This window comes from Paenibacillus sp. GQ49 (genome assembly GCF_059759055.1).
On record NZ_JCAXEL010000001.1, the window covers coordinates 122248 to 143513 of the forward strand.

General features: G+C 40.2%; 28 protein-coding genes. 6 read left to right on the plus strand and 22 right to left on the minus strand.

Annotated features, from left to right (window positions below):
- Positions 1-45: 45 nt before the first annotated feature.
- Positions 46-1068, minus strand: a complete 1023-nt coding sequence (locus tag AC6CIF_RS00575; RefSeq protein ID WP_017689009.1) for an ABC transporter substrate-binding protein — start codon at positions 1066-1068, stop codon at positions 46-48.
- Between the two features lie 243 nt (positions 1069-1311).
- On the opposite strand from AC6CIF_RS00575, the gene AC6CIF_RS00580 reads away from it, so the two are divergent.
- Genes AC6CIF_RS00580 through AC6CIF_RS00590 form a run of 3 tightly spaced genes read left to right on the plus strand, consistent with a single transcriptional unit; the run spans position 1312 to position 5676 of the window.
- Positions 1312-3123, plus strand: a complete 1812-nt coding sequence (locus AC6CIF_RS00580; protein WP_498197323.1) for a cache domain-containing sensor histidine kinase — start codon at positions 1312-1314, stop codon at positions 3121-3123.
- Between the two features lie 5 nt (positions 3124-3128).
- The gene (locus tag AC6CIF_RS00585; RefSeq protein WP_498198165.1) at positions 3129-4718 is read left to right on the plus strand and encodes a response regulator; all 1590 of its coding nucleotides are present in this window, start codon (positions 3129-3131) and stop codon (positions 4716-4718) included.
- Positions 4711-5676, plus strand: coding sequence for a sugar ABC transporter substrate-binding protein (locus AC6CIF_RS00590; protein ID WP_498197325.1), 966 nt, complete (start codon positions 4711-4713; stop codon positions 5674-5676). Before AC6CIF_RS00585 ends, AC6CIF_RS00590 begins: the two co-directional genes overlap by 8 nt.
- Positions 5677-5810: 134 nt before the next feature.
- Here AC6CIF_RS00590 and AC6CIF_RS00595 read toward each other — a convergent pair whose 3' ends face one another.
- From AC6CIF_RS00595 to AC6CIF_RS00615, 5 genes are all read right to left on the minus strand, one after another.
- The gene (locus tag AC6CIF_RS00595; protein WP_498197327.1) at positions 5811-6335 is read right to left on the minus strand and encodes a GNAT family N-acetyltransferase; all 525 of its coding nucleotides are present in this window, start codon (positions 6333-6335) and stop codon (positions 5811-5813) included.
- A gap of 38 nt (positions 6336-6373) precedes the next feature.
- Positions 6374-6697, minus strand: a complete 324-nt coding sequence (locus AC6CIF_RS00600) for a hypothetical protein (RefSeq protein ID WP_340029820.1) — start codon at positions 6695-6697, stop codon at positions 6374-6376.
- A gap of 46 nt (positions 6698-6743) precedes the next feature.
- Positions 6744-7190, minus strand: a complete 447-nt coding sequence (locus AC6CIF_RS00605; RefSeq protein ID WP_498197329.1) for a GNAT family N-acetyltransferase — start codon at positions 7188-7190, stop codon at positions 6744-6746.
- Between the two features lie 186 nt (positions 7191-7376).
- Positions 7377-8309 carry a hypothetical protein gene (locus AC6CIF_RS00610; protein WP_498197331.1) on the minus strand — a complete coding sequence of 311 codons (933 nt, stop codon included), beginning with the start codon at positions 8307-8309 and terminating at the stop codon, positions 7377-7379.
- Between the two features lie 34 nt (positions 8310-8343).
- Positions 8344-9171: a methyltransferase domain-containing protein gene (locus AC6CIF_RS00615; RefSeq protein WP_498197333.1), complete on the minus strand. Its 828-nt coding sequence runs from the start codon at positions 9169-9171 to the stop codon at positions 8344-8346.
- A gap of 347 nt (positions 9172-9518) precedes the next feature.
- Here AC6CIF_RS00615 and AC6CIF_RS00620 point away from each other — a divergent pair, with 347 nt between their 5' ends.
- Positions 9519-9992, plus strand: a complete 474-nt coding sequence (locus AC6CIF_RS00620) for a MarR family winged helix-turn-helix transcriptional regulator (RefSeq protein WP_076216291.1) — start codon at positions 9519-9521, stop codon at positions 9990-9992.
- A gap of 41 nt (positions 9993-10033) precedes the next feature.
- Positions 10034-10483 carry a DUF1569 domain-containing protein gene (locus tag AC6CIF_RS00625; protein WP_498197335.1) on the plus strand — a complete coding sequence of 150 codons (450 nt, stop codon included), beginning with the start codon at positions 10034-10036 and terminating at the stop codon, positions 10481-10483.
- Between the two features lie 43 nt (positions 10484-10526).
- On the opposite strand, the gene AC6CIF_RS00630 is transcribed toward AC6CIF_RS00625, so the two are convergent.
- The 13 genes from AC6CIF_RS00630 to AC6CIF_RS00690 all read right to left on the minus strand — a co-directional run bounded on the left by AC6CIF_RS00630 (position 10527) and on the right by AC6CIF_RS00690 (position 18290).
- A complete protein-coding gene (locus AC6CIF_RS00630) occupies positions 10527-11123 on the minus strand; it encodes an HAD-IA family hydrolase (protein ID WP_498197337.1) in 597 nt (198 codons plus the stop codon).
- A 195-nt stretch (positions 11124-11318) separates the two neighbouring features.
- A complete protein-coding gene (locus AC6CIF_RS00635) occupies positions 11319-11798 on the minus strand; it encodes a DinB family protein (protein ID WP_498197339.1) in 480 nt (159 codons plus the stop codon).
- Positions 11799-11834: 36 nt separating this feature from the next.
- Positions 11835-12641, minus strand: coding sequence for an AAC(3) family N-acetyltransferase (locus AC6CIF_RS00640; protein ID WP_498197340.1), 807 nt, complete (start codon positions 12639-12641; stop codon positions 11835-11837).
- A gap of 84 nt (positions 12642-12725) precedes the next feature.
- A complete protein-coding gene (locus tag AC6CIF_RS00645; RefSeq protein ID WP_498197342.1) occupies positions 12726-13265 on the minus strand; it encodes a phosphotransferase-like protein in 540 nt (179 codons plus the stop codon).
- A gap of 53 nt (positions 13266-13318) precedes the next feature.
- Entirely contained in the window at positions 13319-13801 is a 483-nt protein-coding gene (locus tag AC6CIF_RS00650; protein WP_498197344.1) for a DinB family protein, read from the minus strand.
- 31 nt (positions 13802-13832) lie between these two features.
- Positions 13833-14489: a DUF4367 domain-containing protein gene (locus AC6CIF_RS00655; RefSeq protein ID WP_498197346.1), complete on the minus strand. Its 657-nt coding sequence runs from the start codon at positions 14487-14489 to the stop codon at positions 13833-13835.
- A gap of 102 nt (positions 14490-14591) precedes the next feature.
- Positions 14592-14987 carry a VOC family protein gene (locus tag AC6CIF_RS00660; protein WP_498197348.1) on the minus strand — a complete coding sequence of 132 codons (396 nt, stop codon included), beginning with the start codon at positions 14985-14987 and terminating at the stop codon, positions 14592-14594.
- A gap of 33 nt (positions 14988-15020) precedes the next feature.
- The gene (locus AC6CIF_RS00665) at positions 15021-15548 is read right to left on the minus strand and encodes a YfiT family bacillithiol transferase (protein WP_498197350.1); all 528 of its coding nucleotides are present in this window, start codon (positions 15546-15548) and stop codon (positions 15021-15023) included.
- Between the two features lie 298 nt (positions 15549-15846).
- A complete protein-coding gene (locus tag AC6CIF_RS00670; RefSeq protein WP_498197352.1) occupies positions 15847-16248 on the minus strand; it encodes an NUDIX hydrolase in 402 nt (133 codons plus the stop codon).
- A gap of 56 nt (positions 16249-16304) precedes the next feature.
- Positions 16305-16862, minus strand: coding sequence for an HAD-IIIA family hydrolase (locus AC6CIF_RS00675; protein WP_498197354.1), 558 nt, complete (start codon positions 16860-16862; stop codon positions 16305-16307).
- Between the two features lie 303 nt (positions 16863-17165).
- The gene (locus AC6CIF_RS00680) at positions 17166-17378 is read right to left on the minus strand and encodes a helix-turn-helix domain-containing protein (protein WP_498197355.1); all 213 of its coding nucleotides are present in this window, start codon (positions 17376-17378) and stop codon (positions 17166-17168) included.
- A 103-nt stretch (positions 17379-17481) separates the two neighbouring features.
- A complete protein-coding gene (locus AC6CIF_RS00685) occupies positions 17482-17883 on the minus strand; it encodes a GNAT family N-acetyltransferase (RefSeq protein ID WP_498197357.1) in 402 nt (133 codons plus the stop codon).
- A 185-nt stretch (positions 17884-18068) separates the two neighbouring features.
- Entirely contained in the window at positions 18069-18290 is a 222-nt protein-coding gene (locus AC6CIF_RS00690; RefSeq protein WP_174806439.1) for a helix-turn-helix domain-containing protein, read from the minus strand.
- Between the two features lie 25 nt (positions 18291-18315).
- Here AC6CIF_RS00690 and AC6CIF_RS00695 point away from each other — a divergent pair, with 25 nt between their 5' ends.
- On the plus strand, positions 18316-18531 hold the full coding sequence (locus AC6CIF_RS00695) for a hypothetical protein (protein WP_498198167.1): 216 nt from the start codon (positions 18316-18318) through the stop codon (positions 18529-18531).
- Positions 18532-18770: 239 nt separating this feature from the next.
- Here the strand turns inward: AC6CIF_RS00695 and AC6CIF_RS00700 are convergent, their stop codons facing one another.
- From AC6CIF_RS00700 to AC6CIF_RS00710, 3 genes are all read right to left on the minus strand, one after another.
- Positions 18771-19424, minus strand: a complete 654-nt coding sequence (locus AC6CIF_RS00700) for a lysozyme inhibitor LprI family protein (protein WP_498197359.1) — start codon at positions 19422-19424, stop codon at positions 18771-18773.
- Between the two features lie 129 nt (positions 19425-19553).
- Positions 19554-20354: an inositol monophosphatase family protein gene (locus tag AC6CIF_RS00705; RefSeq protein WP_498197361.1), complete on the minus strand. Its 801-nt coding sequence runs from the start codon at positions 20352-20354 to the stop codon at positions 19554-19556.
- A gap of 129 nt (positions 20355-20483) precedes the next feature.
- Entirely contained in the window at positions 20484-21254 is a 771-nt protein-coding gene (locus AC6CIF_RS00710; RefSeq protein WP_498197363.1) for a nucleotidyltransferase domain-containing protein, read from the minus strand.
- Between the last annotated feature and the right edge of the window lie 12 nt (positions 21255-21266).

Genomic DNA, 21266 nt, shown 5'->3' on the forward strand with positions numbered 1-21266 from the left:
CAGCCTGGTCGAAAAATGACTTTTCGGTGTTATACGAATCTGCTTTTAATATTCACGTGTTGGCAATGCTTCTTTGGCTTGCTCCGATGTGAAGGTCGTCTCATCCGTAACGATTCGGGGTTCGATGTCTTTCCCGTCCACTACCGATTGAACCGCTTCCATTAATTGAGGTCCTAACAACGGATTACATTCAACGATAAAGTTGATTTTGCCATCAGCAGCAGCCTGCATACCATCCTTCACGGCATCCACAGAGATAATGGTAATATCTACGCCTGGTTTCAGTCCTGCCGCTTCAATGGCCTGAATTGCACCAAGTGCCATATCGTCATTATGTGCATAGAGAACATCTATTTTTTTATGTGCTTTGAGGAAAGCTTGCATGACTTCTTTGCCTTTGGCACGTGTAAAGTCACCCGATTGTGAAGCAATCACTTTAAGCTTCGAATTGGAAGCAATCAATTCCATAAAGCCCTCTTGACGGTCATTCGCTGGTGCGGAGCCTGTTGTACCCTGCAGCTCAACGATATTGATTTCGTCTTGTGTGTCTTTGTATTGGTCACTAAGCCACTGACCTGCTTTGCGTCCTTCTTCTACAAAGTCGGAGCCAATAAAGGTTTTGTAGAGGGTTTTATCCGGGGAATCCACAGCACGGTCCGTCAAAATCACGGGAATGCCTGCATCCTTCGCTTCCTTCAATACGGTATCCCAACCGGATTCTACAACAGGGGAAAAAGCAATCACCGTCACCTTCTGTTGTATGAAGGATCGCAAAGCTTTAATTTGATTTTCCTGCTTCTGCTGCGCATCCGAAAATTTCAAATCATAACCCGCTTCTTTGGCTGAATCCTGAATCGACTTGGTATTCGCCGAGCGCCAGCCACTCTCCGCACCAACCTGCGAAAAACCAAGCGTAATTGTTTTGGCGCTGGCAGGTGTACTGCCATTCCCACTCGTTGAAGTTTCATTATCGGAGCCTGCTCCTCCATTGGTACTGCTACATGCCGTGCTGACCAGCATCACCATAGCCAATGTTATGGCAAGTCCCCACTTTTTTTTGGTTCGCATGTTGTGATCCTCCCTTTTTTCGTTTCACCTTGTGGTGTGATCACATTATAAAACGCTTTCATTTTAAGCTTATATGGAGTCTCATGCTTTTTTGATGTAATAATTTAGCAATTTCGAAAAACGAGATCTAAAAAGTGTAGTTTCTTTGTTTAATTGTGTAGTATTTAGCGAATCTCTTATATATTAGAAAATCATGTTATACTAATGGTACATTTTTGATCCCTTCAGATGGAGTGGAATACGTTGAAACTCATTCAGTGGATTGCTTCAAGCCTCAGGCTTAAATTACTCAGCATGTTTATCATCCTCAGTTCAGTACCACTGATCGTAGTTGGATTGATTTCTTACCACAAATCCTATACGGTCGTATCCAATCATAACAAGGCATCGACACAACTGGTTGCCGACCAGCTTGCCAGGAACATTGACATCTTGTTTGAGGATACGGAACGACTGCTCGAACTCGGCAAGAACCCGCAGGTGCTTCAATACTTATATTCTCAATCGGAGTCCTATCCGGAAGCCAAAGCCATCCTTCAGACATACAATCTTTACCGGGAAACCTACAAGTATGATAAGGTACTTAATATCTCGTTTGTGAATTTCTATGGAAAAGGCATAAGTGAACGAAAAGGCGTGTTCAAGCTGGAACGAAATCCGCTGCGTAACCCGTACTTCAAGTATCTGATACAGTATCCGGATGCCATTCTGCGCATCCCTCATTCTGCAGCCTATGCCGAATATAACAGGCTAGATGGGTTTGCTTACCCTAAACAGAATGCGCTTTCAATTATAACTACGGTCAAAGAGCGGATTACACATGAGGTCATCGGGTTCATAGTAATTGATTTAAATGATTCATTCATTGATGATTTTTTGACGAATACCCCCATTAAGGATTCCGGTTTTTTCTATATTAGTGATCAATACGGAAATACACTCTTCAGGCCGGATGCCACCCCGGCATCCATAACCATGATGGATCAGATCCGATCGGTCCCTTTACATCTACAGCACGACAGCTTTATCCTGTCTGCAGGATCCAAGCCCCAGTTTGTTGTATATAGCACCTCAAAACAGACCGGATGGAAAATGATCGGGGTAGCTCCTTATCAGGAAATCATTGCAGAGGCCAATAGCATTCGCCAATTGATCATCATTACGGTTTTGTTAAGTGCTTTCTTTGCGATATCGTTATATTTTTTCCTGAATAACCGACTGATTCTTCCCATCCGGATTCTGATGAACAAGATGCGTAAAGCTGCAAACGGTTACTTGGAAGCCAAAGTCACACCAAACGGCTCGGACGAAATTGCTGATCTGGGCAAAAGTTTCAATGTGATGCTAAATAAACTCAAAATGTTAATCGAAAAGAGCATTCGAGAGAATGAACAGGTGAAAATAGCTGAACTACGTACGCTGCAAGCTCAGATCAACCCTCATTTCCTGTATAACACGTTGGAGTCTATTTTATGGATGGCTGAAGCAGAGAAAAAAGAAAATGTAATCAAACTTGTGCAGGCCCTCTCGAAGTTCTTTCGTTTGAGTCTGAATAAAGGATTCGACTGGGTATCCATTCAAACCGAGCTTGAACATGCGCGGAGTTACTTGGTTATTCAACAGATGAGGTACCACGATATTCTCACCTACGAGATCAGCGTTGATCGTGAGCTTCAGGATTATCCCATTTTGAAAATGACGCTGCAGCCCTTGATTGAAAACGCGCTCTACCATGGGATCAAGAACAAACGCGGTCAAGGGCTAATATCCATACACGGATATGTAGAGGACAATAGCATCATTCTGACCGTACAGGATAACGGAATTGGCATGTCTGCGGATCGATTGGCACAATTACGTGAAGAGCTGGAGAAGCCGGCCGGTTCCCGTTCACCCCAAGATGACGAGCAGGAAGGCGGATTTGGTCTGCTCAATGTACATCACCGGATTCGGCTCTATTTCGGACCAGCTTATGGTGTTGAAATGGAAAGTACGTATATGGAAGGCAGCACATTTATGATTCGTATCCCCAAAAGCAAGGAGGTTAACCGTTGAAAAAGGTGATGATCGTGGATGACGAAATTGGAATTCGGGAGAATATAAGGAGTTGCATCGATTGGGAAAAGGAAGGTTTTCACTATTGCGGGGATGCACCCGACGGTGAGCTTGCGTTACCTTTAATTCACGAATGGGCTCCAGATATTCTGATTACGGATATCAAAATGCCATTTATGAACGGATTGGAACTGACCTCCATCGTTCGCACGCAACAACCTGACATCAAAATCATTATCATGAGCGGTCATGATGAATTCAGCTATGCCCAGGAGGCCATCCGACTTGGTGTGACCGAGTACTGTCTAAAGCCCATTAGCGCAGCAGAACTAATCCAAATGCTTCATAAGGTCAGCAAACAAATGGATGAAGAACATCAACGCATGACAAACCGGACGATCACCAAAGAAAAACTGCTGGCCGATCTGTGCGGAGGACTCATCGGTACAACCGATGCGATCGAATCAGCCAAACAACTCTCACTTCCTCTCTCGGCCAGGTATTATACAATTGTCATTATCGACATTCGATTAACAGATGAATCCCGGGACCCGGAATCACTGATGAAGAAGCTGTTTCCCATACTGGAGGAAACTCGTGATCCCCACGTCGAACTTCTTCCTTATATTCGAAGCCGGACCGAGTTAGTACTTCTGCTCAAGTATCACTCCGAAGATACCATATCCATATATCTGGAGCAGCTTCGCGGGCGGGTTCGTATGGAACTTGAGCATACATTCAAATGTAATATTATTCTGGGCATTGGCAGTCAACAGGAGCGGCTGCAAGGAATTCATGTCTCGTATCTGGAAGCGGAGGAGGATAAGTATATTACCCGGCTCACTCTTCAGAACAGAGCTTCTCTACGTGAAAATAACCTGGATGAGCAAACAACTCTTTTTCTCGACAGGAATTCGTTTCTTGAATTCCTCAAAATCGGCAGCCCCAATCAGCTTGACCATTTTGTGCAGGAGTTTGCCGCTCCATTACAGTCCTTCGACTGGAAGTCCTCCTCGTATGGCTTCTATCTGTTGAATGACCTTACGCTGGAGTCGTTCCGGCTCGCGAATCAGTTGTTCCGCATGAGTGACCATTCGGATGAGAACATTACTTCCCTGCAACAGACGATTCGGAAGATTACGTGCTGGGAGGATTGTACCCAATATCTGTGTTCCCTGCTTAACCTGTTATGGCAGAGAAGAGCAGCGTGCTCTGGAAAATACAGTGATGTCATTGATCAGGTGAAAGCCTATGTATCCCGTGAATACAATAACGAACAGGTCTCGTTGAAGATGATTTCTGCACACGTCAGAATCAGTCCAAGTCATCTAAGCAAGATTTTCAGTCAGGAAACTGGTCAAACGATAACGGAGTATTTAACCCAGATTCGAATCGGCAAAGCCAAGGAGCTGCTGAAAACAACCAACAACAAAACCTTTGAGATTGCTTACAAAGTTGGTTACAATGACTCTCACTATTTTTCTAATATATTCAAGAAAACAACAGGTTTTACGCCAAGAGAATACCGAACTCAAGGAACCGAGGAATCGCAGGCCAGACCATCAGATATGAGAAAAGAGCCAATGTATGAATAAAGCCAGATTTGCACTTTTACTTACACTAATCCTTCTGCTCCCGATGATCATTTCATCCGGTTCGGTACACATTCGCCCACAGCAGATGGCTGCAACACTTCCTGCGACTTCACCTGTAGAGAAATTTGCAGCGAGCAAAACTTTTGGTATTATCTATCCAATGACGTATCCAACCTATGAGATGATCACGAAGGATGCAACGGAGTATGCAGGGAAACACAATATTACATTAATTGTAAACGCACCTGATGAAGCCAATACCGAACAACAGATCCGTATCATGGAGAATATGATCAAACAGCATGTGGACGGGATAGCTATATCTCCCGTGGATGCTGCTGCACTTACACCCGTTATTGATGCAGCCCAAGCTGCAGGTATTCCTGTCATTACATTTGAGTCAGATGTCCCATCCAGTCATCGAATCGCTTATGTGGGCGCCGATAACTATCGCACTGGCCAGCAGTTCGCGATGACGACTACAAGACTTCTGCATAATCAAGGCATGATTCTTGTCGAGAATGGCTTGGAAGAGATGCAAGGTTTGCAGCAGCGGCTTAATGGATTCATTGATTATATCCGTAGTGAAACAGACATCGAAATCTTGGAAGTTCGTTATCATCAAGGGAATGAAGATCAAGCCATGTCCGATATGGAAAACATGATTCAAGCTCACCCTCACTTCAATGCGATTATCGGGCTCGATTTTGTTTCTGTCTCTGCCTCTACCCTGATCTGGAAAGCAAAAGGCCTTAACCGGCATTTAATCGCGTTCGGTGATAGCCCGACCAGTGAAAACGGGTTGCTTAACGGTCAATTGTCTGCCGTTATTTCACAGAATGAAGGAGTCTGGGGTGCCAAAATGATGGAGACCCTGTTACTTGCAAGCGACGGTGTGCCTGTGAAGGAATTTATTGATACGGGGATCATTGAAATAAACCAGGAAGGTAGTAATTAAGGGAGGTCCTACCGTCATTCTGATGACAGTAAGACCTCCCCTTTAAAATTTTCGTACACGTAGTTATTTCATCCGTTCATCGAAGTGTTTCTCAAGAAAGATGACTCTCAAGTATGATGATCCCTTTTGAGAAGTCATTTTTTCCATTCGTTTTCTAATATGCTCATTTCGATAAGATTCCAGAATGTATCTTCATATCTTCTCGCATCACGAATAAGCCCTTCTTGTACAAAGCCCGCTTTTTCATAACATCGGATGGCTGAGACATTAAAATCAAATACGCCCAGACTGATCCGGTGTAACTTCTCCTCTTCAAATCCAATTCGAAGTGCCTCATCGATCATTTGCTTCCCATAGCCTTTACCCTGATATGACTTGCCAAGAAGCACCTTACCGATACGCCCTGAACGATTATATCGATCGATACCGCCAAGAGCAATATGACCCACAATCTCCTGAGTCGATTCATCCATCACTTTATAAATAAACTTATTTGAAGTGTTCTTATCATTGGCACCATGCAAATAATCCGATAGCTGCTCTCTGGAAAGTGGATAGTGGAACTGAGGGCCGGCCCACTGGAGCAGAAATGCTTCATCCCCGCTCCATTCGATCAGTTGATCAAAATCTTCCGGTTCAAAGTATTGGAATGTAATCATGTGTATCCGCCCCTTCTTTTTTTATGTCATATCATAACCTATTTCAGTTCTCTTGTGTCGTCATAATTATGAGTTTCATCAAACGCTTTGTTTCTTATATTCAATTCACGAATGGAGTTCTGAACCCAATTCATTCTAGCTAATAAACAGATAACTCCACCTAAAATGCATATCGCGCCTATCCAATAATTCAGTACAAAATCTACTTGATAAGCACTAGAATCATAACTGCCAGCTGCTGCTGACTGGAATGCTGCATACCCCAGCTTGGGAATCACCTCTTCAATCATTTTCGAGATCGTAATAATCACAATTCCTAACATGATAAAGAGTAATGAGAAAATAATGTGTACATGCTTCAAAGACAAGCTACCTCCTTTACAATCCAAATCACGTGTGATTTTAGCACTACTTGCATCTTAGAAGCCGAACGACTTCGCCATCAATCAGCCCTTCACTTACTCTCTGAAAACCAAGGGATTCATACAGATTTCCGGCGATACCATTTTCCAGCCTGTGTCCAATCATGATGCGCTTGCAATTCACCGATTCTTTCATTAGATCAATCAACTTCCTAAGCGCTTCTCTTCCATAACCTCTGCCCTGATATTTTGTATCTACCATTAGAGCAAGAAGCCAATAGTTATCCTCATGATCCGCCTTATCCGAGTACACAGCAAAACCAACCAGAACCGAATCAAAATAGATGGCCATAGGTTGAAAGTCTTCCACTACTTTGGATTCAGCAATCCAATATATAACCGGAGCGGAAAAACTTTTTTTCTGTTCTTCAGTTACATCCAGTTGGGTGCATGCATACCAATTATCCACCGACACACTTTTTAATTGAATCATAAATTGAAACTCCTCCTAGTGAAAATTACACAGAGAAATCCCACGGAACCCTTCCTGGGTCCTCTGCGCTAGACAAAAACACCTCTGGCAACTTTATTTCTACTTTTCAGATTCGTATTGTTTCTCATATCACATCACTCCTTTCACGTTGTTGTGCAAACCTCTGGCAACTCCAATCACCTCATGCTAACCTTTGATCTCTAATAGTTCAGCAGTATGTTTCACAAGGTCCGCTATTTCATAAGATGCATTATCTGCTAATGCATCTTTAACTGCCTCAGTCCCTCTTGTCTTCCAGATCGAATATATCCATTTGGAAAAGCCATATGCATTCATGTGGTGACCACGTTCCTGTATCTGCATAAACAATCTCACACTTTCCTCATGCCTTTCGATATCCGTCAAAATACAGGCCAAATTGTTTAACGCAATGTTGATATCTCTCTGCGAATTTCTGGAGACATTAATATCCTCCCAGCTGCCGACCACTTCATCTTTTCTTGAAATCCGTAGTGCTCCATCATTCATTTCATCAATCCAGTCCATCGTTTCGTTTACAAGAGCTTCGACTCCCGCAAAATCCGCGGCATGATACAGATAGGCCAGACGCTGTTTGTTGTATGTAATCCGGGCAAAAAGAATATTGGACCATGTCTCATCTTCTTGTATGAGCTGGTTCATATTTTCAAGCACACTGTCCATTTCACTGTATCTTTCCAAAACCCAAAGCGAACCACCCAAAGCCCGATGGCTTTCGAATCGAGCACCTCGGTTGGTATCCAACTTCGGGGCATGGTCACAAGCATATTGGTACCAATCCATCCAATGATCAAAGTAGTTCCCCAGAGATAATGATAACGCTTGTGTCGAATCCGAAACGATCCAGTGTAACTGCTCCGGGGCGAGATTTTCTTTTCCCCATTCGAAGAATTCCCGGTGATTGGCATAAAGCGGTTCCGGCTCTCTTAACAAGGCATAACCATCGGAAACATTCCAGTAGACCCAGCCCTGTTCATTAACAGATAATGGTCTGGATTGTTCGTAGTTTTTCAGTAACTCAATCATACCCTGATGATCCCCTCGAACTACTAATTCCTGAAAAGAATGAACGATATTCATCCCCATCCTCCGTCCTTAATTAGTTTCGACCCAGCTATGTCAATGGCTTCGTGCCGCAAGCTGTAATGAAATTCATCATGGCATAGGCTTCCGGCGAATGATTTATCGCTTCAGAAGCTTGTTGCAGCTGAGCAAATTCCTCCGAACTGATCACACCTTTTTCAGCAAAATGTACAAAACGATTAAGATTAAACTGGTGCTTAAACCCTTCTATGCCTAACAGATCACTATGTTGAAGGACAGAATCAATGTCAACATCGATGTACCCGCTCTCAGTAAGGAGACGCGGCAGACTTCTACCAATTAAACGATTACCGCCGTGTTGTGCCACATAGTCCGAAATTTTCATTAATACCGTATGCAAAGCAGGAACATCAGGATTCACCGCTCCAAAAACGCCGTCATCCACATCAATAATGGCAAGACGGCCGCCAGGCTTCAGTACACGATATATCTCTTGTGCAGCTTCGTCAGGATTGTTCAAATGAAGAAAGATAAGTCTTGCCACGACAAAATCAAAAGAATCATAAGGCAGATCCATCTGGTAAATGGAAGACTCTACAAATTGTAATCGCTTGGAAGGAATATCTTTCAGCCGTTCTTTGGCTTTTGCTTGCAGTGAACGATCAATTTCAAGCGAGGTAAGCTCGCTGTCCGGCAGACTGTTCAATAGTTGCTCTGTAATGTAACCTGGTCCGCTTCCGACCTCCAATACACGCATTCCATTTTTCAAACCATACCACTCTAGATTTCGGAATTCTTTGGACCACCCCATGACCGCCTGCATCTTTAACCTCTCTAATTCCACTTGTAAACTTAACACTGCCGTTTCGATATTATATGTTGAACGCGGATCACTCATATATTCTCTCCTCTTTTTAAGTAGATTAATAAAAACATATATTCTTAGACCTTTTTCTTCCCTAGAAAAAAGCATCCTTATGATTCAATTGTTCCCCTGCTTGAGCTTCTGTAGAAACGGCTTCACAAACATGCAATTTTGTCATAGATAACTCGTCTCCTTATGGTTTGGATCATGACGTAATTGATCTATTTATAGCTCAAATTTTATATAACTCTTCTGGATTAACGAAAATTCCCCTATCTTTCTATTCTTGATTTTAGCATGAACAACCTTCTATATCTCAGAAGCAATAAGGATATATCGGATATATTGACAGCATACTGTCAATGAATTAAGATAAAAATATGAAATACAACCAAAATATAGAAGATCCACTAAGCAAGTTTTCCCTTCACATCTTTCACATTCATGGATTATTGATGCGTTCGGGGGATATCGTTACACGTTCACTCCATCAGAGCAGTGCCCGATGGCAGGTATTGGGTCGAATTGGACATGGTACACCGACAGTAGCCAAAATCGCCCGTGATATGGGGCTAGCCCGCCAAAGTGTACAGCGCATTGCAGATGTATTAACCGATGAAGGGCTCACTATGTACAAAGACCATCCGACAGACCGACGAACCAAGTTACTTGAATTAACGGCGAAAGGAGAAGAAGTGCTGGAAGCGATCTATACACAGTACGATGAATGGAACCAGTATATTATGGCTCACCTTGATCCGAAGCAATTATTAGATATAACGAATGCTCTCGGCCAAGTCGGGCAAATTTTAGAAAAGGAAATTACACAGTTTAGCGATAAGGTGAATGAGTAGAGAAGCTTAATCTAATCCAAAACAATGATTGGGGTGTTCTTATGAAAAGTATCTTCATTAAAACGCATGCTGTGGAAATCGTAGAGCGTATTGATAGACTCAGTGCAAATTCCAAGCCTGAATGGGGAAACATGCAGGTCCCTCAAATGCTGGCTCACTGCTCGGCATTTCAAGACATTCCCATGGGGAATGCTTTTCCACCTAGAGGATTGCTAGGAAGGCTCGTTGGAAGGTTCGCCAAACCGATGTTTTATAACGAAAAGCCATTACCGCATAATATGTCGACCATCCCAACAATTATTATAAAAGACAACAGAGAGTTTATCGTAGAGAAAGAGAAACTGAAACAAAAGATTACAACTTTCCAAAGTCTTGGTCCAAGAAAATGCTCCTCTCACCCCCATCCTTTTTTCGGAAGATTAACACCTGAGCAATGGGGTATAGGCATCTATAAACATTTAGATCATCATCTAAAGCAATTTGGAGTGTGATTCGTAAACGAACATTTTTTTTGGAAATTATGGATTATACTTGTTATTCATTGATGAACTTCCTTAGCAATGACTCAACTTCATTAACCCAGTCTCCTTCTTCGTCAGCCAGTAAAGTCTTCCAACCAAGTAGCTTAGCCGAATGTAAGTTTTTCTCTTGATCATCTATAAATAGAACCTCTTCTCCATCTGCCAGGAAGGTTTTGACCCGTTGGTATATTTCAATCTCAGGTTTGCATAAACCTACTTGATTAGAGATGGTTACACTTTTGGTAAATGAGCTTAAACAGCTCAGATTCGGCTCAATCCATTCCTTACAGTGATTGCTGAGTAGATGGATATCTGCGAACTCACTCCATCGCTCAAGGTATTGAGCGGCTGGTAAGGGAACAATTGAATTGTATAAGATGTCCTTCGCTCGGCTTATTGATAATTCGGGATACATCTCCTTCAACGATTGCCAGAACTCTTCTTCCCTCATCATTCCTGTCCAGAGCTTTCGTTTGATTCCTGCAAAATGTACTTTCAAAGATTCTGCCGATAGGTTGGTTTCCTCACTCATATCTTTCCAACACGTTAACGACATATTACTTAACAAAACCCCTGCGATATCTAAAACGATCTGTGGTCTGCCTTTCATTTTATCGACCCCCGAGTTCAACTAATACGACGTATAACAGGCCTTAAGTTACTTAAAAGCATCATGCGGAAGGACAGCATGCACACCCTTAACGCCATTCACAATTTAGGTGATACGCAGGTCAATTACCGCGCTTCCAAGTGCAATCGCTTCCACTCGATCTAGTCCGTACAACTCACCCATCTGCTTAATCCTTTACGCTTCAAGGTTGGCAAAATATTTCTTCAACGGTTCCATATGATGCTGGTCATGCCATATAAAATCTTTAAGGTATTGGGGAATATAAAATACGTTACCCTCTGCGTCCAAATACGTCTGATGAAGCTGTTCTTCCGCTAACCCTCGAATGTCATTCATAATTTTATGGCGGTACGTGATAGCCTTGTTTACGATTTCGGACGTCTCTGTGCGGTTACCAAATTCAATAGCTTTGCGATTAAACTCTTCAAAATTCATATGTTTCAACGTAACTGGCTGCTTCAGAGCAATCTTCTCAATCGCTTCCTTGTAAAAATATCGGTCCCATAACATGATATGAGTGACGATGGATTTTATCGTCCATTTCCCTTCTTCCATGCTGGAATTCCAGGTCTTCTCTTCAAGATGATTCATCGTCTTGACAAACAACGCCCATTCTTCAAAAGTTTGAAGCAAATGTTCAATCTCTTTAGTCATGATTACATTTCCCCCTTCTATCTTTTTTGAAATGATTCACTGCTCGATATGTTCTCTTCGGTTACGATTCATCCATCCCAAAGCATAATCAACCATCTCTCTTTGGGGTATCAGATAACTCACAGATTCCCCTACCATTCCTTCGGTAACAGCGTTAGTCTGGATCTTAAACTCATTAAAAATCAATTCAAAATCATCTGATTCATTGTTAATATCATTGTATGTAGTCCATTGCTCAAGTCCATCCACCAGCATTTTTACTCCCCAGACTTTTGGCTTAACAAATGAATTCTGCTGTTTATATTCCGCCAGGTGCAAGGAAGTGTTACTATTTGTAGGCGCACCAAGTAACAGAATGTATCCACTCAAATCATAGATTTTTCCTAACGGAGATTTCTCATTTAATGCATAATGCAAGTTGTGATCTTCCATTATCCGTTTGGCCTCTTTCCCCCAGGCAGCAAAAGACATGTGCGGATGTGAGCTTCGAAACACACCATCTTGCCTCCGAAACACCTCAGGAATGATGCCCATATACGAGGTTGGGGTTAGATCAGGATAATAAATAGGCATATTGTCTTTGATGAACTCAATTTCCGCTGAAGACAGGTTCGCGTCATGCTCTGAAGGTTCACAAAGATGTTCTGTTTGAGTGGGCATGACAATGGTTCCAATGGTTCCATTGATTCCAACGGCTTCTTCCAGAGCTAAAATAACACTTACCGGTCCACCTATGACCTTACCTATTGCTTTGAAGGAGGAATGAACGATTATCGTCATGCCCTCCCTTATCCCCATTGCCTTTAAATCATTAACTATACTTTTTCTTGTTTGTAACTCCATTGAATTCCTCATTTAATCCTCCAGACCAAAGCAGACAAAGTTGTTACTAGATATCGATTCCACTACAGCTTCGTAATATAATCTTTACATATTTTTCAATGGTTCATGATTGGTCTTGAACAGCGCTGCAATAATCTTCTCCGCACATTCTTCCGGTTTGTTCATACTTGTATCAATGGAATAGCTATAGTTGATGTGTTTAGCCATGATTTGATGCTGCTCATCCGATTGCTCTTCTCTTCGATCCCCACGTTCAATGTTCCGCTGACGACAGATATCAAGAGGACAATGCAGTTCCACAATATCCAGTGGATACCCTTCAAAAATCTGTTTGACTTGTTCATAATGCGGCGCGAGCTCCGGTCTTTCCACAAGAATGCCATCGATCAGAACATGCTTGCCATGTTCTGAAAATACTTTTGCCGTATGATACATCATTACAATCGCTTCACTCAGATACTTCCAGTAATCCGTCTGAAGATGTTTATCACCGATCGTATTTTCAAATAAATCATTAGCCACAACATAGAAAAACGGATCATCGTATGATTGCATCGCCTCTACAATTGAAGTTTTACCAGAGCTGGTTACACCGTTCAAAAATATAATTTTGCCTTTTTCCATGATAGTCATCTTCCTTGCTTAAGTATAATTTTATAAACGTAATACAGCATGTACTACGTGTGTTTCATTGATTTTTTGAGCAGCATGATCTGGCCAATATGATAGGCATTATGAATACATAGGTTTGATACAACTCCCCACCATGGCGCGTTGAAATAAGAAGGGATTTCACGGGTCAATTTATGTTCTTCACTATCTTCGAGTGCCCTGTTCCAATCACTAAAGACGGTTTTCAGTCTATGTAATGTCTTGCTCCACTCCACATCATTCAAGTTAGACGGATCTATGTCGAATGTATCCTCATTATTCACTGAATTCTGCCCGTCGACCTTTTCGGCAACATATCTCGCAAGCCACCTCTCATTCCAGAAGATAAGATGATTGACGAGCGCCCAAATGGAATGCTCTCCCTCATTCTTTACATAAGCGGCCTCCGCCGCATTGAGGTCTGTCAAAATATCATGAAGCGGTATAAACCAGCTCTTGTCATGATAACAGGCATTTAATTGGTCTATGAGAATAGTTTTGTAACTCATCGTTGCACCTCACTCAGATTAATATCATCATTTATCCGTTCATTGACTTCGCAATCTTTATCACAAGATCTTCTGACATATTTCCGCCAATGATCTCGTATTGTAGCGCCTTCCCATGCACATCCTCTTCGATCCATATCAATTGGGAAGTTTCGTTATTGAAAATATAAAATGCTTGTACACCACGTACGGCTGCTTGTTTAACCTTAGTACCATCATGATTAGGCAATGCGATCCGGCTCTTTGTTGTCCCGAAAATATTAAGTTTATAACCACCGTATTCTTTATACGTGATGCTGATGCCCACAACCTTCTTATTGGGCTTCAATTCTCGTATCACTACATTTCTGCCTGACCTGTTACTTTCTTCAATCATTTCATCGATTTCTTGCGAAGTTAAATTATCAAATCCATAAAATACATGAATGGCATCTATATCAGAATCAATCGGAAATTTCGGCTGCCATGGAGAGTAATGCCGTTGCAATAGCTCCAGACCATCTTCCCATGGAATGGCTGCATAATTGGTCTGTTGCGTGAATTGATTCTCTATAACATCTGCGGTGTATATCGCCTTCCCGTCACCAGGCTTTAAGTCAATGACTATCCGGTCAATCGCATTATCATTGCGTAAGGATTCAATTTGAATCTTTCCAAGCACATCTCCGCTTTTGTTTTTGATATCCATTGGTCTTTCACTCCTTTGTTTTCAAAAATACCTTTCTGATCTTCATACAATAGAAAGCTACGCCTAATTCGGTAAATGATAGCAGCTGACCAAGGCTTCTCATTAGAAATTCATTTCACAATCATGGTGTTCCCACACATCAAATAAGTTACCGTCCAGATCTTCTAACACAAAAAACTTCCCATACTGTCCCTCATCACTAACAGCCCCTACTTTCACATTCTCTGATGTTAAGTAGTCATGTAAAGAACCAAAGTCATCAGTGAAAAATGTAATGACCCATCTCTTTTTCTGATGCACTTCAAATGTCGCTCGTGTTTCATTGTCGCTTTGAATCAAGTCCAAAATTGGGCGATCACCCCGAAATAAACTCAAATATCCTTCGCGTTGGTGGCGAATGTTAAATCCAAAATGCTTTACAAACCAGGCAGCTGACACTTCCAAATCTTTCACTGGAATTACATTATATGCTATGCCTAGAATCCTTCCTTTCCCCATTATGTTACTTCCACACTTGAAATGTATAAAACCCTACCACCTCTGCGATGTTATACAAGATTTAATTTGAGCAATATGATGCTGCCCGTACCATACAAATCTTTGAATCGCGATATCCAATGAAATTGTACCTAACACTTCTGTTTGAATTGTTCGTCTAAATTGATCGGGATGTAAACCATGTAGCAACGTGAGAAATCGCTTGTGCAGTATCTCCATCAGCAAAATTGAATCTTCGATGGGCGTATTCCTGTAATCATGTAATGATGCCCATAAATCTTCTCGATATGAGCTTGCCACCGGTTCATCTTCAGTTAATGCTCTCTTAAATCTGATATAAGCGTTCATGTCATTATCCGCAAGGTGGTGCACAATCTGTGTGATTGTCCAACCGCCATCACGATAAGGAGTACAAAGTTGATCATCATTGAGATGTTCTGTAACCTCTCTTATGGTCTTTGTAATTCCGGGAATTTGATCAATGATGTGGATTCTGTCCTCATTAGAGAGTTTAAGATTTGGTTCAAAGTGTCCTATCGGAAAGCGTATTTTTTCATCCAAAGTGGCCACCTCTCCATTTCTCTACTATAGAACCAAATCATATCCAATATAACCCACAATGTTCCATTTGCGAAGTGTAAAAGCAAAAAAAGAAGCAACCTTTGTTCTCCGGCTGCTCCTTATATTAAACTACTCTCATATCTTTATTTTGATTAGAAAACTAGCGTAATTAAACCTGAGTTACGAAGGTACAATCATATAAAAAGCGTCCCTATCTTGGGTAGAATGGTGGTTTTCTAGAACATCACCAACCAAGAGAGGAGCAACTTTAAGGTACAATCTACCATAATGAATGACCTTATTCTGAAAATTCAATCAAAAAAGGATGGCTTTGCTCATCTAATGCATTATGAATTCTGTCATAGAAATTTCCCCATGTTATCATCTGCCCAGCTTCTTCTAAAGTAAAGTAGCCCACCTCTTCACTTTCATCACTGGTAGTTAAAGCTCCACCAATCGGTTTTCCAGTAAATATATTGTTGCATACGCCTCGCGTTATGTTCTGATACAATCCACAAAATTTAATTAATTCAATGTCAATCCCTGTTTCCTCTTTCACTTCTCGAACTGCTGCCTGCCTAATAGTCTCTCCTTCTTCAACACAACCTTGAGGCATTTCCCAACCTCTTCGACCTTTCATGAGTAAAATCTCATTATGTTCATTGAGAACGATTACACTTGCAGAAACGATAAATTTCATTCTAATTCCCCCTGTTAAATTTATTTTTTCAAAATATATCTTATCTTAGATAGTTCCTATCTTAGGTCCGCTTCAATCGTTCCTTCCAGACTAATAATATAATTAACTGCTTCTTCGAAATCACTTGCAATAAAATCCGCTTCTGTGTTTAACCATTTATGTCTGTATTTATTTAAAGCTTCATTCCCTGCTCCAGTCAAAACTAATATCTTTTTGCATCCAGCATGATGACCTGCTAAAATATCAGACCATCGATCCCCAATTACAATACATTTACTTAAATCTAAATTGTTTTTCTTAGCAGCGTCAAGTAACATTCCTGGGTTCGGTTTACGGCACTCACATCTCTCAGTATGTTGATGAGGACATATAAAAACATTATCAAAGCCAAATTCTATCATTTCTCTTACAAATTCTTCTTTTGTAGCTTCACCTCTTGAAATACCGGGCTGATTCGTAAATCCGTACAGTTTAATTCCAAGTATTTTTAACTTTTCCAGAGAATTTTTGGTGTATGGAAACAATTCAAATTCCCCCGGGTAAAGGACTTCATCTGAACCACCGATCGTTCCATCACGATCGATAAAAACTGCTTCTACATTGAACGCTCTCATAATTAACCTCCAATTATCGGATTTTGAATTAAGATTATCTCTTGGAAAACATCTAAGAATTGATTCTAAATCTAGCTAAAGTTTATCTTCGACTCACCGTTATTCCTCCCTGCTTCTAACATTAGCGATAATTTCACAAAACGTTCCCGTACTCACGACGTTCAGCGTTTTTAAATATGTATGCTGAAACGCTTCCATAAAATACACTTCCAGCAGACTATGGCTCCGTTAAGAGCCATAGCATGAATATAATGTTATACGGCGGAATCGATTCTCTGATTGACTAACTTATTATTTTCTTTTTTAACTTGGTTTCGGATCTTCTATATGCTCCAATAGATCTCCGGGCTGACATCCTAATGCCGTACATAATTTATCGATTACTTCTAACGATACATACTCATTCGTATTAAGTTTTGCCATCGTTGCCGATGAAATCCCCGTCATTTTCAATAAATCCTGCTTCTTAATTTCCCTGTCAATCAATAATTTTTGAAATGGTTTATAACTTATCATCTGGTATCCCTTCATATCCGAATTGAAGCTTTATATAGCGACCTTTTCAAAAACAAATCCATCTATAATCAATTCTCATCTGATCGGAATCTTTACTTCAATGCTATACCATATCTGAAATAAACATGGCTTTTGTGCCTTCTTCTGGCTTAAATCCAAATAATCCATAGAATTTTTCTGCACTATCATAGGATATAAGCACTTTTGTTTTGATATTAGAATATCGACTAAGCATTTGTTCCATCATTCTCTTTCCAATTCCTAATGATTGATATTCTTTGTGTACTAACATGTAATGAAAATATACTGTCATCACGCCGTCAGACAATGCATTTATTAAACCAACTAATTTGTTATCATCCCATGCAGTAATAACTGTATGCGAGTTGTTTATTGCTTGTCTAAGATCTTCTGGGAAATCTCCTGATTTCCAGTCCACCGAATGAAACAGTTCTTGAATTGCCTGTGTATCAATGTCTTTTATTTCTTTGAACATGATTGTCATAATATTGCTCCTATGGTTGTTGTTTTGATTGGAAGTATTGGACAACGTAGCTATATTCATAAACCCCACAGGGGATGTTTGCTGAAACTCTTCTCGAAATCCATCCGCAGTCCCAGGCTCCGAAGGAGCAATGCATGAATATTATGTTATAGGACGGAATCGTTTCTCAAATCGACCTTCACTATTTATTTTGCTCCTGGTACGTATTCAATCAAATCAGATAATTTACAATTAAATGTATCGCATAGCTTGAATAAGGTTTCCAGCTTTGTTGTTTCTATATTTGTTTCCCTATAGAGTTTATTGATCGAATTCCGGCTTAAGCCCGATTTAGCCATCAATTCTGTTATATCATCTATTCGATGTTCTGCCATGAGTTCTCGTATATTACATTTGATTATGTTCATCTTTTTCCCTCCATAATTCTATCTTCTGGAGTGTCATAGGGAGTACACTCAGCTTTCTGTGGAGACAGATGAATATTTTAAAACACTTCGTGATGCTTTGCCCGATAAACTTCAACATACAGTTTTTCTTTACGAAGACGCACAAATCTCACTCCAATCCATCCTAGAAAGAAGTATCTACATACAAGGTTTCAAAGATGCCCTACAACTATTTAGTGAATTGCAGAATTCTAGTATATAGAGGGTTATATGACCCTCTTTTTCTATTGTTTTTGATTCTGTTGTATAACGTCCTGCACGTTCACGAAAATACCCAGCCTTAGATAGCTCTTATCTTAGGCTGAGTCGTGTTTTCTGAGTGTTCTTCCATGATTATACATCTTACAACCAAAGGGTGGTATCCTTACAGCTTGAATACATTGTTATGTGCCGTTACTGCTTCGAAGCATCACCTAAAAACCTTTAATCCAGATTCCAACTCTATTTTTTACTTTGGTATAAAAACTTAATTTCACCATCTAACAAATATCGATACTCAAATAATTGCATTGTTCTTCCCCTAATTCTCTCCCGTATAACCATGCCTAGGCTTACCGATCCTTGTGTTCCAAGGTAACCATTATTGATAAATGTCTTCTCTACAAATTTTGATTCCCTTAAGTGATACTGTAACCATTCTTTCTGCGATTCAATTAGTGCTTTTCTTGGTTCTCTATCCAACTTAGAAAGCAGCTTTTTATATATTTGATTCATCTCTTTATCCCAAATCTCTGTATATTTGCTTTCCAACGCTCCCCATCCCAATGTTGTAATAATCTCTTTCGAATTTTGAAGTTTATTAAATTCCACTCCATAATCATGATCTATAGGATTTCGAAGCATTTCATCATAAAATTCTCCTTTCAATTCATAGTTCCCAATGCTCATGGATAACACTTCATTGTTAGAAGCATCTGATTGACCTTCAGTTATTTCTTTCGATTCTGTTCCATCACCTTTACTCACTACATCAGGAGGCAGTTCAGAATTCATTATTGATTTAGTTTCGTTGTTCAAGGTAGTCAATTGACTACTATTTTGGCAATATGAAAACACTATTGTAATAAAAACTAATAAGAGTATCTTACCTTTCATAAATTATCTCCTTTAATGGCACATAACGTTACTGTATCCACGATCCTCCCACCAACTTAAGAGACCAATAGGAGCTGTCAAGCTCCGAAGCGTGAATATAATGTTAGATGAAATCAGTTGCTTCTAGCGTTAACTCAAACCTTCTCTTACAATTTGCAATAGTTCTTCTTTGTGGTCTGGGTGACATGCAATTAAATAAGGTTCTTCTTTCATTCCATTAAACTTATTTCCTTCAAAATCTATAACAAGCCCCCCTGCTTCCTTAACCATTAAGATACCTGAATACAAGTCATCACCTTCAGAATTGTACAGAATAATTCCATCAATATCTCCTTTGGCCAACATACACCATTGAATCGTTGGAGCCCATAATCTTAACATTCGTTTAAATCTAATATCAATGTGTTGTCTTAGTTTTACTGCTTGTGGGTCGTTTTGTACTCTGTGACCTTGAATCCAACCTATATTTCCTTTGAAAATATTCGGGTTACTCTTAATTTGTATTTGTCGATTATTGTAGCTTGTCCCTTCACCAATAACAGATACAAATAAACGTTCTGTTAGAGGTTCATAGACCACTCCAAGCACAGGCTCTCTTTTGTACATTAAGGTAATTGATATCGCAAAAACAGGTAAACCAATCGTAAAATTATTAGTTCCATCTAAAGGATCAATTAACCATAACCAATCGTGCTTAGTTCCGATAAGCCCTGCCTCTTCACTGTGTATCTGATGATTTGGAAATACGTCTTGTATTTGTTTGATGATGATTTCTTCACAGATATGATCTACTTCAGTAACCACATCCCCAAATTCATCTTTAGATCTCAGTTCAACAAAGTTATCAAACTTCTGTTTAGAGATTAGACCTGCTTCGCGAATAATTCTTATTGCAATCTCTTTTGCGGTTTGAATAATCTTACGATCCATTACGCACCTCATATTGATATTGATTTTAACTGATTTCAGATAACGTTTTGTATTGGCGATGTCCCGACGGGATTTGGGGCTGGATGTGGTCACTCGCTTCTCAAGGTGATTACGTTCGTTAATATATTGTTAGCCAAATGAATTTCTGGAAGCAGCCATTGTATTTAAAGCGTTCTCAAAATAGCGATATACTTCATCTGCATTTCTCAAAAACTCTTCAACAAGTACATTGCTACTATCCAAGTAACAAGCATATAGATACTCAACTAAAGCGGAGTTAATCTCACAATAGTTTAATATGGCATTCTTCATCTTAATGATTTCATCTTCCCATACCCCTGTATCTTCTAAAACCAAAGAGTATAATGCACGAATTAATCTCTTAGAGTAACCTTTAATATATCTAGTTTTCATTGAGTGATCACTAACATTAGAAAGTGAACGATGTACACGATCTACTTCCTCCTTGGTATCTGTATTTAAGTCTAAAATGAATTCTGGAGAAATTATGATCGGGGGTACTTTTTCACCAATGTCCTCCCCATGTATACAAACACAAACGATCTTAATCCAAAAACCCCAATCATTCGGTCTACTTAATACATCATCAATCGAGCAAATGATCGTATCCATCTTAGTGACGAATGGATATTCTTCCAAAAGCCTGTCTTTAATCATTGACAATCTTTCGTAATCAATATCTTCGGGATTTGCACATACAATAGTAAAGTCTGCATCTGACTTAAAAGGTTGAGCTGTTCCTTTTGGAATCGAGCCACACATATAAATGCTATGAATCTTACCTTTAAATTCGTTAAGTATATGATCTATATACTTATCAACCAAATCCTTATATTCACTTTGTATTGTAATTCTATTTATAACTTTTTCTAATATCATATAGACTCCTCC

What these genes read in the sequence shown, in the direction of transcription:
- AC6CIF_RS00575 (WP_017689009.1), bottom strand. Translation starts at nt 1,068, where the DNA reads ATGCGAACCAAAAAAAAGTGGGGACTTGCCATAACATTGGCTATGGTG.
- AC6CIF_RS00590 (WP_498197325.1), top strand. Translation starts at nt 4,711, where the DNA reads ATGAATAAAGCCAGATTTGCACTTTTACTTACACTAATCCTTCTGCTC.
- AC6CIF_RS00595 (WP_498197327.1), bottom strand. Translation starts at nt 6,335, where the DNA reads ATGATTACATTCCAATACTTTGAACCGGAAGATTTTGATCAACTGATC.
- AC6CIF_RS00605 (WP_498197329.1), bottom strand. Translation starts at nt 7,190, where the DNA reads ATGATTCAATTAAAAAGTGTGTCGGTGGATAATTGGTATGCATGCACC.
- AC6CIF_RS00610 (WP_498197331.1), bottom strand. Translation starts at nt 8,309, where the DNA reads ATGAATATCGTTCATTCTTTTCAGGAATTAGTAGTTCGAGGGGATCAT.
- AC6CIF_RS00615 (WP_498197333.1), bottom strand. Translation starts at nt 9,171, where the DNA reads ATGAGTGATCCGCGTTCAACATATAATATCGAAACGGCAGTGTTAAGT.
- AC6CIF_RS00620 (WP_076216291.1), top strand. Translation starts at nt 9,519, where the DNA reads ATGAAATACAACCAAAATATAGAAGATCCACTAAGCAAGTTTTCCCTT.
- AC6CIF_RS00625 (WP_498197335.1), top strand. Translation starts at nt 10,034, where the DNA reads ATGAAAAGTATCTTCATTAAAACGCATGCTGTGGAAATCGTAGAGCGT.
- AC6CIF_RS00630 (WP_498197337.1), bottom strand. Translation starts at nt 11,123, where the DNA reads ATGAAAGGCAGACCACAGATCGTTTTAGATATCGCAGGGGTTTTGTTA.
- AC6CIF_RS00635 (WP_498197339.1), bottom strand. Translation starts at nt 11,798, where the DNA reads ATGACTAAAGAGATTGAACATTTGCTTCAAACTTTTGAAGAATGGGCG.
- AC6CIF_RS00640 (WP_498197340.1), bottom strand. Translation starts at nt 12,641, where the DNA reads ATGGAGTTACAAACAAGAAAAAGTATAGTTAATGATTTAAAGGCAATG.
- AC6CIF_RS00645 (WP_498197342.1), bottom strand. Translation starts at nt 13,265, where the DNA reads ATGGAAAAAGGCAAAATTATATTTTTGAACGGTGTAACCAGCTCTGGT.
- AC6CIF_RS00650 (WP_498197344.1), bottom strand. Translation starts at nt 13,801, where the DNA reads ATGAGTTACAAAACTATTCTCATAGACCAATTAAATGCCTGTTATCAT.
- AC6CIF_RS00655 (WP_498197346.1), bottom strand. Translation starts at nt 14,489, where the DNA reads ATGGATATCAAAAACAAAAGCGGAGATGTGCTTGGAAAGATTCAAATT.
- AC6CIF_RS00660 (WP_498197348.1), bottom strand. Translation starts at nt 14,987, where the DNA reads ATGGGGAAAGGAAGGATTCTAGGCATAGCATATAATGTAATTCCAGTG.
- AC6CIF_RS00670 (WP_498197352.1), bottom strand. Translation starts at nt 16,248, where the DNA reads ATGAAATTTATCGTTTCTGCAAGTGTAATCGTTCTCAATGAACATAAT.
- AC6CIF_RS00675 (WP_498197354.1), bottom strand. Translation starts at nt 16,862, where the DNA reads ATGAGAGCGTTCAATGTAGAAGCAGTTTTTATCGATCGTGATGGAACG.
- AC6CIF_RS00680 (WP_498197355.1), bottom strand. Translation starts at nt 17,378, where the DNA reads ATGATAAGTTATAAACCATTTCAAAAATTATTGATTGACAGGGAAATT.
- AC6CIF_RS00685 (WP_498197357.1), bottom strand. Translation starts at nt 17,883, where the DNA reads ATGACAATCATGTTCAAAGAAATAAAAGACATTGATACACAGGCAATT.
- AC6CIF_RS00690 (WP_174806439.1), bottom strand. Translation starts at nt 18,290, where the DNA reads ATGAACATAATCAAATGTAATATACGAGAACTCATGGCAGAACATCGA.
- AC6CIF_RS00700 (WP_498197359.1), bottom strand. Translation starts at nt 19,424, where the DNA reads ATGAAAGGTAAGATACTCTTATTAGTTTTTATTACAATAGTGTTTTCA.
- AC6CIF_RS00705 (WP_498197361.1), bottom strand. Translation starts at nt 20,354, where the DNA reads ATGGATCGTAAGATTATTCAAACCGCAAAAGAGATTGCAATAAGAATT.
- AC6CIF_RS00710 (WP_498197363.1), bottom strand. Translation starts at nt 21,254, where the DNA reads ATGATATTAGAAAAAGTTATAAATAGAATTACAATACAAAGTGAATAT.